1 protein-coding gene is annotated in these 560 nt (G+C 40.4%); it reads right to left on the bottom strand.

Going from position 1 to position 560, the window contains the following annotated elements; all coding sequences use genetic code 11:
• Positions 1 to 536: glycerol-3-phosphate 1-O-acyltransferase PlsY (gene plsY, locus V7149_RS22100; protein ID WP_335347742.1), on the bottom strand; the 536-nt coding region annotated here is incomplete at its 3' end.
• Positions 537 to 560: the final 24 nt, after the last annotated feature.

Genomic DNA, 560 nt, shown 5'->3' with positions numbered 1-560 from the left:
ATATTAGAGCGGTGAAGGAAAATCAAAAATAATAGAAAAATAGAAAAAATAAGTTCATGCTCCCGGCCAGGTGTGAAAAAGGAATAGACGAGTAGAGTCAGGCCGACTGCTAGTGATCCGTAATATACATATTTCGATATAAAGATAATAAAGAAAAAAGCAAAATAGGCAGCCAAAAACATCCATATATTTGCTACAAGAAGGACCCCTGCCGTTGTGGCAATGGCCTTTCCCCCTCTAAATCCCGCGAAAATTGGAAAACAATGCCCAATTACAGCAGAAAGCCCAATTAGTAAGGCATCCGTTTCTACCCCTGCTAAAGTAGGAAGGAAGGCGGCAAGAGCCCCTTTTCCAACATCGATAAGCAAGACGATGATAGCGGCTTTTTTTCCAAGAACCCTTAATGTATTTGTGGCGCCAGGATTATTGCTTCCGTGCTCGCGTATATCAATATTAAAAGCTAGCTTTCCAACAATAAGTGCAGTCGGAATGGATCCGATAAGATATGCAACTGCAAACAATAATATTGTCATCATATCATCCTTTATCGCAGATTAACG

The organism is Bacillus sp. JJ1503 (genome assembly GCF_036965125.1).
In the GTDB taxonomy this organism is placed as follows: domain Bacteria; phylum Bacillota; class Bacilli; order Bacillales; family Cytobacillaceae; genus Cytobacillus.
This window is presented reverse-complemented; position numbering and strand designations above follow the sequence as displayed.